General features: G+C 61.6%; 11 protein-coding genes. 6 read left to right on the top strand and 5 right to left on the bottom strand.

The genetic code is table 11. The annotated features are described in order from the left end of the window. Positions 1 to 14: 14 nt before the first annotated feature. Complete coding sequence (gene gstA, locus ACXJKO_RS16335; RefSeq protein ID WP_457092141.1) at positions 15 to 632, bottom strand: glutathione transferase GstA; 618 nt, start codon at positions 630 to 632, stop codon at positions 15 to 17. A gap of 179 nt (positions 633 to 811) precedes the next feature. Between gstA and ACXJKO_RS16330 the strand changes: the two genes are divergently transcribed. The 5 genes from ACXJKO_RS16330 (at position 812) to ACXJKO_RS16310 (ending at position 3,716) form a co-directional block, all read left to right on the top strand. Beyond that, the gene (locus ACXJKO_RS16330) at positions 812 to 1,273 is read left to right on the top strand and encodes a MarR family winged helix-turn-helix transcriptional regulator (RefSeq protein ID WP_457092144.1); all 462 of its coding nucleotides are present in this window, start codon (positions 812 to 814) and stop codon (positions 1,271 to 1,273) included. A 94-nt stretch (positions 1,274 to 1,367) separates the two neighbouring features. Beyond that, positions 1,368 to 1,877 carry a VOC family protein gene (locus ACXJKO_RS16325; protein WP_457092140.1) on the top strand — a complete coding sequence of 170 codons (510 nt, stop codon included), beginning with the start codon at positions 1,368 to 1,370 and terminating at the stop codon, positions 1,875 to 1,877. An 87-nt stretch (positions 1,878 to 1,964) separates the two neighbouring features. Further along, positions 1,965 to 2,351 (top strand): COG4315 family predicted lipoprotein, encoded by a 387-nt coding sequence (locus ACXJKO_RS16320; protein ID WP_457092139.1) that lies wholly within the window; start codon positions 1,965 to 1,967, stop codon positions 2,349 to 2,351. Positions 2,352 to 2,409: 58 nt separating this feature from the next. After that, positions 2,410 to 2,919: an RNA polymerase sigma factor gene (locus ACXJKO_RS16315; RefSeq protein ID WP_457092138.1), complete on the top strand. Its 510-nt coding sequence runs from the start codon at positions 2,410 to 2,412 to the stop codon at positions 2,917 to 2,919. Further along, a complete protein-coding gene (locus ACXJKO_RS16310; RefSeq protein WP_457092137.1) occupies positions 2,916 to 3,716 on the top strand; it encodes an anti-sigma factor family protein in 801 nt (266 codons plus the stop codon). Before ACXJKO_RS16315 ends, ACXJKO_RS16310 begins: the two co-directional genes overlap by 4 nt. Positions 3,717 to 3,734: 18 nt before the next feature. On the opposite strand, the gene ACXJKO_RS16305 is transcribed toward ACXJKO_RS16310, so the two are convergent. Continuing rightward, positions 3,735 to 4,562 carry an aldo/keto reductase gene (locus ACXJKO_RS16305; protein ID WP_457092136.1) on the bottom strand — a complete coding sequence of 276 codons (828 nt, stop codon included), beginning with the start codon at positions 4,560 to 4,562 and terminating at the stop codon, positions 3,735 to 3,737. A gap of 157 nt (positions 4,563 to 4,719) precedes the next feature. Here ACXJKO_RS16305 and ACXJKO_RS16300 point away from each other — a divergent pair, with 157 nt between their 5' ends. After that, entirely contained in the window at positions 4,720 to 5,799 is a 1,080-nt protein-coding gene (locus tag ACXJKO_RS16300; RefSeq protein WP_457092135.1) for a flavodoxin family protein, read from the top strand. 53 nt (positions 5,800 to 5,852) lie between these two features. Here ACXJKO_RS16300 and ACXJKO_RS16295 read toward each other — a convergent pair whose 3' ends face one another. The 3 genes from ACXJKO_RS16295 to ACXJKO_RS16285 are packed head-to-tail and all read right to left on the bottom strand — an operon-like array spanning position 5,853 to position 8,426. After that, positions 5,853 to 6,638: a MetQ/NlpA family ABC transporter substrate-binding protein gene (locus ACXJKO_RS16295; protein ID WP_457092134.1), complete on the bottom strand. Its 786-nt coding sequence runs from the start codon at positions 6,636 to 6,638 to the stop codon at positions 5,853 to 5,855. A gap of 38 nt (positions 6,639 to 6,676) precedes the next feature. Further along, positions 6,677 to 7,342, bottom strand: coding sequence for a methionine ABC transporter permease (locus ACXJKO_RS16290; RefSeq protein WP_457092133.1), 666 nt, complete (start codon positions 7,340 to 7,342; stop codon positions 6,677 to 6,679). Further along, the gene (locus ACXJKO_RS16285; RefSeq protein WP_457092132.1) at positions 7,332 to 8,426 is read right to left on the bottom strand and encodes a methionine ABC transporter ATP-binding protein; all 1,095 of its coding nucleotides are present in this window, start codon (positions 8,424 to 8,426) and stop codon (positions 7,332 to 7,334) included. The genes ACXJKO_RS16290 and ACXJKO_RS16285 overlap by 11 nt, the downstream gene beginning before the upstream one ends. Positions 8,427 to 8,646 lie beyond the last annotated feature (220 nt).

Genomic DNA, 8,646 nt, shown 5'->3' with positions numbered 1-8,646 from the left:
GGCTATGGCTCTCTTTAAGCCGCCTGCTTCAGCAGACCTTCGGCAGCGAGCGCTTCCTGCACCTTCGGACGTGCGGCCACGCGGGCCTGGAAGGCTGCGAGGTTCTTGAAGGACGAAATGTCGATGGCGTGGAAGTTGGTCCAGTTCACGACCGTGAAGAGATAGGCGTCGGCGACCGTGAAGGTCTCGCCCGTCAGGTAGGGATGCTTGCCGAGAACCTCGTCCAGATAGGCGAAGCGGGTGGCAAGGCGCTCCTTCGTAGCGGCCTTCATGGCATCCGGCGTGGCGGGGTTCCAGAGCGGGCCGAAGCCCTTGTGGATCTCGGAGCTGATGAAGGTGATCCACTCGATGAGGCGGTAGCGCTCAGTCGTGCCGTGGGCGGGAGCAAGGCCCGATGCAGGCTTCTGGTCCGCAAGATACTGGATGATCGCGGCAGCCTCGGTGAGCAGGGAGCCGTCCTCGATGGTCATGGCCGGCACGTAGCCTTTCGGGTTGATGGCGCGGTAGTTCTCGCCCGTCTCCGTGAGGTGCTTCGACAGGTCCACCTTTTCGAGGGAGATCGGAAGGCCGGCTTCACGGGCAACGATGTGCGGGGCGAGAGAGCAGGCGCCGGGGGAGTAGTAGAGCTTCATCGGATCGTTCCTTTCGAGGTGGAGAGTTTTACAGAGCAGGCGTCAGCGCGGCATCGGCGCTCGATAGCTTCGTCTGCGGCCTCGGAAAACTCCATGCAAGTGCATATGAATATGCATGCACTTGCATGGAAATGTCAAACATGATGCAATTGCATTGAAACAGGAGAGTGTTTGCCGTGATGCAAAAGCTGCAGGAACCGTCGGATGCAGTCACGGATGCCTGGGTTCGTCTGATCAGGGCGGAAAAGGCGGTTGTGGGGCGCATCGAGGCGGAGATGAAGGCGGCAGGCTTCCCCTCGCTCTCCTGGTACGACGTCCTTCTGCATCTCAAACGCCGGCCGGATGGCTGCTCTTCCCCAAAAGAGATCGAGGAGACGGTGCTGTTCGAGCAGTACAACCTCTCCCGGCATCTCGACCGCATGGAGGCAGAGGGACTTGTCCGCCGCATTCCCTTTCCCGGTGACAAGCGGCGGCAGCTTGTCGAGATCACGGCGGAGGGCAGGGCGCTCCAAAAGCGCATGTGGAGCGTCTACGGCCCCGCCATCAACCGCTTCATCGGCGGTCCGTTGACGGAGGCCGAAGCCGGGCAGCTCGCGGCTTTGCTGCTCAAGCTCATGCAGCACAAGAACGATTTGCCCTGATCTGCGTTCATGAGAAGGCGGCTAAGTTCCGGTTTATCCCTACGAGGGACGAATGGTGAAAGCCTGCGCTTCTTCTCAGTTATTGCGATACACCATGATGGGCGCATTCATGGCCATGTCGCCGGCCGCCTTGCTGATCGGTGCAATCCTGCCTGTTCAGGCGCAGTCATCGTCCGAGCGACGACCAAGCTCGGTTGCGATCCGCACCCCCGATTTCGACGAGAGCGTGAAGTGGTACCAGGACAAGCTCGGCTTCCGCCTGATTGCCACGCAGAGCTTCGTGCCGGGACGGACGGCAGTTCTTGAAAGAGCAGGCGCCCTCATCGAGGTGACGGAGGTGGATCACATTGCGCCTCCGCTGCAGGAGCCGCATGCCACGGGTGGTGTTGCGGTCACGCCCGTGCCGGTCATCAGCCTGATCGTTCCCGATGTGGATGAGGAGATCGAGCGTCTCAGCAAAGCCGGCGTGGACATCCTGCAGATGCCGCAGGACGATATCGAGGGCACTTATCGCACGGCGCAGATCCGCGACAACGGCCGCCACAGGATCGAGCTGCGTGAGCCCATCGACGAGTCGGGCGGTTTCAACCCAACCGGGCGCTGACATATTTTCTCACAAGCATGGAATAAACCATCTCGGGGGCGTGTCTTTAAGATCGTGATCAATCATGGTCCCAAGGAGGACACATCCATGAAGCTGCTTTCCCGCTCCGCCATTCTGGCCGGCTTTCTCGTGGCCGCCACCGGCGCGCTTGCGCAAATGGCCCCCGCCAAGGTAGCAGACACCAGCAAGGGCAAATCCCTGGTCGATGCCAAGGGCATGACGCTCTACATCTTCGACAAGGACAGCACGGGCAAATCGGCCTGCAGCGGCCAATGCGCCCAGAACTGGCCTCCGCTCATGGCCGCTGCCAACGCGGCCGCGTCCGGCAATTGGAGCGTCATCACCCGCGACGATGGGGCCAAGCAATGGGCCTACAAGGGCAAGCCGCTCTACACCTGGGTCAAGGACACCAAGCCCGGCGATGCGACCGGCGAGGGCGTGGCCAATAATACCTGGCATATCGCGGCCCCATAAGGCTTGCTGACGGCGCATGTTCGTCGTTCAATGATCCCGGTTGGGTGAAAGTTTGAGCTTGGACGAGATCGCATCCCTTCTCGAGCCGCAGATACCGGGCTTGCGCCGCTATGCCTGGGCGCTGCTGCGCGACAACGAGGCGGCCGACGATCTCGTTCAGGACACGCTGGAAAAGGCGATCCGCTATTGGAACCAGCGCCACCGCGAAGGCGACCTGAGGGCATGGCTCTTCGCGATCCAGCGCAATCTCTTCATCGATGGTCTGCGCCGCCGAAAAGGGCGCGGAACGCAGGTGGGTGTCGAGGCGCTGGACACTGTGCCCGCATCGGGCGAAGCATCGGACGGCCATGTGGGTATGCGCGATCTGCTGACAGGGCTCGACGTGCTGTCGGAAGATCAGCGCTCGGTTCTGCTCCTCGTCGGCGTCGAGGATTTTTCCTACGAGCAGGCGGCGCAGGTTCTCGATGTGCCGCTCGGCACGGTGATGTCGCGGCTCAGCCGCGCACGTAAGCATTTGAGAGAATTCATGGAGGGTGGACGCATTCCCACGTTGAGGAGGGTGAAGTGACGGGCGACGGACCCATCGGAGAGGACGATCTGCAGGCACTCATTGACGGCAGGCTTAGCTTCGCGCGGCTTGAAACCGTGAAGACCTTCCTCGCGTCCAATCCGGCTTTGGCATCACAGGTCGAACGCGAGATCGAGCAGCGCGAGGCCTTGCGCGCTCGACTGGCGTTCAAGGCTCAGGAGCCGATCCCCGCGCGTCTGCGTGTTTCYAATCTCATGGCCACTCCGCGCCGCACATCACGCATCAATCGCTCAGCGATTGCCGCCGCTATCGCGTGGCTTGTCGTGGGTGGCGTCTTGGGTACTGCAGGTAGTTCATGGTGGTTCGCTAGGCAGGTTGAGGAGGCGAACGTTACGGAGAACGCCATTGCGGCTCACCGCATCTATGTGAGCGAGCGGCTGCACCCGGTCGAAGTGTCCGCCGATCAGGAGGCACATCTCGTGCAATGGCTGTCGCGACGTGTGGGAAAACCGCTGACGGCGCCGAACCTCAACGCGCAAGGCTATAAGCTCATCGGCGGCAGGCTTCTCCCGTCGGGCGGCGAGGCGGCGGCGCAATTCATGTATGAAAACATAGGCGGCAATCGTCTGACGATCTATGTGCGCTCCGACAGTTCAGAAACGCAGACCGCGTTCCGCTTCGAGGAGGAGCAGGGCATCTCCGCCTTCCTTTGGATCGATAACGGTCTATCCTATGTGGTGTCCGCGAAAGAGAACCGCGCGCAGCTGCTGCCGATTGCGGAGAACATCTACAAGCAGTTCGAGGCTACAGCCGACGCGGCGAGGGGCCGCCTGTAGCCCTTCTCATTCCAGCGATCAGCCAAAGACAGAAGGATCAGGGCCGACGCGTCCGCCCGTGTCGTCCATGCGCTCGATAATGCGCATATCTTCTGCGTCGAGCCTGAAATCGAACACGTCGAGATTCTCGCGGATGCGCGAGGGCGTTACGGATTTCGGAATGGCGATCAGATTATGCTCCAGGTGCCAGCGCAGGATCACCTGAGCCGGCGTCTTGCCGTATTTGCGACCAATCGTGGCAAGCTCCTCGTTCGTCACCAATGATCCCTGCCCGAGCGGCGCCCAGGATTCCGTCGCGATATCGTTGGTATTGTGGAACTCGCGCAGTTCACGCTGCTGAAAGCGGGGGTGCAGCTCGATCTGGTTGATGGAGGGCGTGACGCCGGTCTCGCTGATAAGCCGTTGCAGATGCGGAATGTTGAAGTTCGAGACCCCGATGGACTTCGCGCGCCCTTCTTCCCGCAGGCGGATCAGCGCACGCCATGCATCGACATAGGCCTCGCTGCCGGCGACGGGCCAATGGATCAGGTAGAGATCCACGAAGTCGAGGCGCAAGCGCGCAAGGCTCTCGTCAAAAGCTTTGAGCGCGGCATCGACGCTGTGGCTGTCGTTCCAGAGCTTGGTGGTGATGAAGAGTTCGTCACGTGGAATGGATGCGGCGGCAATGGCCTTGCCGACGCCTTCCTCGTTCTCGTAGATCGATGCGGTGTCGATGGAGCGGTATCCGGCCCTCAACGCCTCGCCCACGCTGGTCGCCGCCTCATCGTTCGAAACCCGCCATACGCCATAGCCGAGCTGTGGCATCGAGCGGTTATCGTTCAAGCGGATGGTCGGTGTCGTCGGCATAGGCTGCTCCTGTGGGAGAAAAATTTGGTCCACCATAGGTAGGAACGGCTCAGCTATAAACCAACCGTGAAGCGGCGATTTTCGGAAAGGCGGAACCGGCCAAGCGTCAGAGACGTTCCGAGCTTAGTATTGTTACGTTCTGCGAGGGGAGTGTCACTTGTCGATTCCGAAAGCACGGACAGGCACGCCCGACCCCACGCTCGATGAGGCCGAGTTCCGCAGGCGCTATCTGCAGCAGTTTCAAGACCCCGCCTTCGATCCGATGAGCGGCGAACTCCAGCGCATCGCGGATGCGGCCTGGGATGCCTACAGCAATCATCGCAAAAGTCCGCATACGCGCAAAGCAGGCCCCGGCTTCGCCGACCCGGATTACGATCTCTCGGTGGATTGGATCGCCGCGAAAGCGGCCATCGATGAAGCGCAGAAGAAGCATGAGGACGGCAGCGGCCCTGCGCGCTTCCTGTTGATCGTGGCCTCATTGCGCAGCGAGCACACATGCCCCGGCGAGATGTCGAAGAGCTATCGCCTCACTGAAATTGCGCAGCAGGTTCTGAGTAGCGCAGAGAATGTGGAGGTCGAGGTTCTCGAACTCAGCCGCCTCACATCGGAATATGGCCGCCATATCCACCCATGCAAAGCCTGCTTCTCGACGGCGGCGGCTTTGTGCCACTGGCCCTGTTCCTGCTATCCCAATTTCTCGCTCGGCCAGACCCATGACTGGATGAACGATATCTATCCCAAATGGGTCGTAGCGCACGGCATCATGATCGTCACGCCGGTGAACTGGTATCAGGTCTCGTCGCCGCTCAAGCTGATGATGGACCGTCTCGTCTGCGCCGATGGCGGCAATCCCGACCCCACGTCCACGCACGGCAAGAAGGTCGATCAGGCTAAGGAACTGGAACTGAAAGGCTGGGATTACCCGAAGCATCTCTCGGGCAGATTGTTCTCCGTCATTGTTCACGGAGATACGGAGGGCGCGGAAGGTGTGCGCCGCAGCCTGTCGGATTGGTTGCGCGCTCTGGAGCTCTCGCCCGCCGGCAATCTCGCGGAGCTTGATCGCTATATCGGCTACTGGAAGCCCTACGCCACGAGTCACGAGGAACTCGACCGCGACACCGATATTCAGGACGAAGTGCGCAACGCCGCTTGGACGCTGCTCGATGCGGTGAAGGCCAAGCGGGCAGGGCAGTGGAAAGAGGCGGGCGAGAGCCTGCAAGAATCGCGCATGAAGTGAACACAAAAAAGCCGACCCAAAGGCCGGCTTTTCTGTTTCGCGATGCGTCAGGCTTACCAGCTGATGAGCACGGAACCCTTGAACTTCTCTTCGATGAACTGCTTCACCTCGGGGGTGTGGTAGGACTCGACGAGCGCCTTCACCCAGGGCTTGTTCTTGTCTTCGCTGCGAACGGCGATGAGGTTCACGTAAGGACCCTTCGGGTTCTCACGGGTGATGGGATCCTTCACCGGATCGAGGCCGCCCGCGGTCGCATAGTTGGTGTTGATGATGGATGCATCCACGTCCTCGAGCACGCGGGGGCCCTGAGCGGCTTCGATCTCGACGAACTTGATCTTCTTCGGGTTGTCGGTGATGTCGATCGGGGTGGGCTTGAAGCCGACATTGTCCTTCAGCTTGATGAGGCCCTTGTCCTGCAGCAGCAGTAGCGCGCGGCCGCCATTGGTCGGATCGTTCGGAATCGAGATCGTCGCGCCGTTCGGCAGGGCTTCGAGGCTCTTGTGCTTCTTGGAGTAGACGCCGATCGGGAAGTTCACCGTCAGCCCGACGCTCTCGATCTTGAAGCCGCGGTCGGCCACCTGGTTGTCGAGGTAGGGCTGGTTCTGGAACGAGTTGGCCTCGATGTCGCCCGAAGCGAGGGCCGCGTTCGGCACCACGTAGTCGGAGAACTCGATGATCTTGATGTCGAGGCCCTTCTTGGCGGCAATCGGCTTCACGGCTTCGAGGATCTGCGCGTGCGGGCCGGGCGTCGCGCCGATGCGAACCGTTTGCGTCTGCGCAACAGCCGGAAGTGCGGCGAGCGAGAGGAGGGCGGCAAGGCCCAGTTTCTTGAGGGACATGAGGTTACTCCTTGTACGTGTCCTAAGAAGAAAAGAAATCAGCCGTGGCGGATGCGCTTGTTGAGGTGACGCGCGAGACGATCACCGATGCTCTGCACCACCTGCACGAGCACGATGAGCACGAGCACCACAGCGAGCATCATTTCAGGCATGAAGCGCTGATAGCCGTAGCGAATGCCGAGATCGCCGAGACCGCCGCCGCCCACCGCGCCGACCATGGCCGAGAAGCCGAGGAGCGAGACGATGGCGAGCGTGAGGCCGAGCACGATGCCGGGCAGGGCTTCGGGAATGAGAACCTTCAGCACGATCTGCAGCGGAGTTGCACCGAAGGCGCGCGCTGCTTCGACGAGCCCCTGATCGACTTCGCGGATCGCACCCTCGATGAGACGCGCGATGAAAGGCGTCGCGGCAATGGTTAGCGGTACGATAGCGGCGTTGGTGCCGATCGAGGTGCCTGCGATCAGACGCGTGAACGGAATGATCGCGACCACCAGAATGATGAAGGGCGTCGAGCGGGTGGCGTTGACGACGACGCCGAGCACGCGGTTGACCCAGGGCGCCGCGAACAGCTCGTTCTTGCCGCTGGTGGCAAGGAACACGCCGAGCGGCAGGCCGAGGAGTGTGGCAATCAGCGCCGCGACGCCGACCATGTAGAGCGTTTCGCCGGTGGAATTGGCGATGAGGCGGATCATCTCAGGCGACATGGCCGAGCACCTCCGTATCGAGACCGTGCTGTTTCAGGAATTCGAGCGTCTTTAGGGAAGCAGCCTCCGGCACGCCGATGACGAGGGTGCCGAACGGACGGCCCGCGATTTCGTCTACCGCGCCGGAGAGAATGTTCGCCTCGATGCCGAGATCGCGCGCAAGTCGCGCGAGTACCGGGTCCGTCGCGTGAGGGCCGCGGAAGCCGATGCGGATTACCGCTTGGCTGTTCGGCGACACCGCGGAGGTGAGGCGCTTCTCCACGTATGGCGGCAGCGCGCGACCCGCCTCGTCGCCGAGGAAGGAGCGCGTCACTTCATGCTGCGGCCGCGTGAAGACCTCGAACACATCGCCTTGCTCGACGATGCGTCCGCCTTCGATCACGGCGACTTCGCGCGCGATGTTGCGGATCACCGACATCTCGTGGGTGATGAGCAGGATGGTGAGGCCGAGCTCGTCGTTGATCTTCGCAAGCAGGTCGAGAATGGAGCGCGTGGTCTCGGGGTCGAGCGCGGAGGTCGCCTCGTCSGAGAGCAGCACCTTCGGCTTCGTGGCGAGCGCRCGSGCGATGCCGACGCGCTGCTTCTGGCCGCCGGACAATTCCGACGGATAGCGGTTGCGCTTGTCCGTCAGGCCCACGAGCGCCAGCAGCTCATCGACCCGCGCCTTGATGTCGGCCTTGTCGAAACCGGCAACTTCGAGGGGCAGCGCAATGTTCTGCGCCGCCGTGCGGGAGGAGAGCAGGTTGAAGTGCTGGAAGATCATGCCGATGGAGCGGCGCGCATGGCGAAGCGCCCCTTCCGGCAGCGCGGCGATATTCGCGCCGTCCACGATCACCTTACCGGCGGTGGGCTTCTCCAGCCCGTTCACGAGGCGGATCAGGGTGGACTTGCCGGCGCCCGAACGGCCGATGACACCCAGGATCGAGCCCTGCTGCACGGCGAGGTCGACCTCGCGCAAAGCGGTGACCGGCTGCCCGTCCCGGCCCGGAAAGGTCTTCGAAATCTGCTCCAGCCGAATGATCGGTTCCGCCGGGATCAGACGTTGCGTCGGCAGGTCGCCGAAATATCCAAGAGGGGCGTTCATAAGTTCGCCTTCAGGGTCTCAGGGTGTAGCATTGACACATGGGACACGACGTTCTCTATGTCAACTGAAATGTTCTATAAACAGGATCGTATGTTCTGAAGAACGGACATCCCGCAAGGGAATGCTCTTTAGCCCACCGGCGCGACAACATAAACCGCCTCCGCCGGACGCTCGCGGAGATTTCACCTTTCTTTCGCCATGAGAGCAGTTGATCGGGCTG

The organism is Microvirga sp. P5_D2 (genome assembly GCF_054049475.1).
The sequence above is the reverse complement of the archived record's forward strand: the minus strand, read 5'-3'. Positions and strand labels throughout refer to the sequence as shown.

Coding starts and splice junctions, on each gene's coding strand:
- gstA (WP_457092141.1), bottom strand. CDS start 632: ATGAAGCTCTACTACTCCCCCGGCGCCTGCTCTCTCGCCCCGCACATC.
- ACXJKO_RS16330 (WP_457092144.1), top strand. CDS start 812: ATGCAAAAGCTGCAGGAACCGTCGGATGCAGTCACGGATGCCTGGGTT.
- ACXJKO_RS16325 (WP_457092140.1), top strand. CDS start 1,368: ATGATGGGCGCATTCATGGCCATGTCGCCGGCCGCCTTGCTGATCGGT.
- ACXJKO_RS16320 (WP_457092139.1), top strand. CDS start 1,965: ATGAAGCTGCTTTCCCGCTCCGCCATTCTGGCCGGCTTTCTCGTGGCC.
- ACXJKO_RS16305 (WP_457092136.1), bottom strand. CDS start 4,562: ATGCCGACGACACCGACCATCCGCTTGAACGATAACCGCTCGATGCCA.
- ACXJKO_RS16295 (WP_457092134.1), bottom strand. CDS start 6,638: ATGTCCCTCAAGAAACTGGGCCTTGCCGCCCTCCTCTCGCTCGCCGCA.
- ACXJKO_RS16290 (WP_457092133.1), bottom strand. CDS start 7,342: ATGTCGCCTGAGATGATCCGCCTCATCGCCAATTCCACCGGCGAAACG.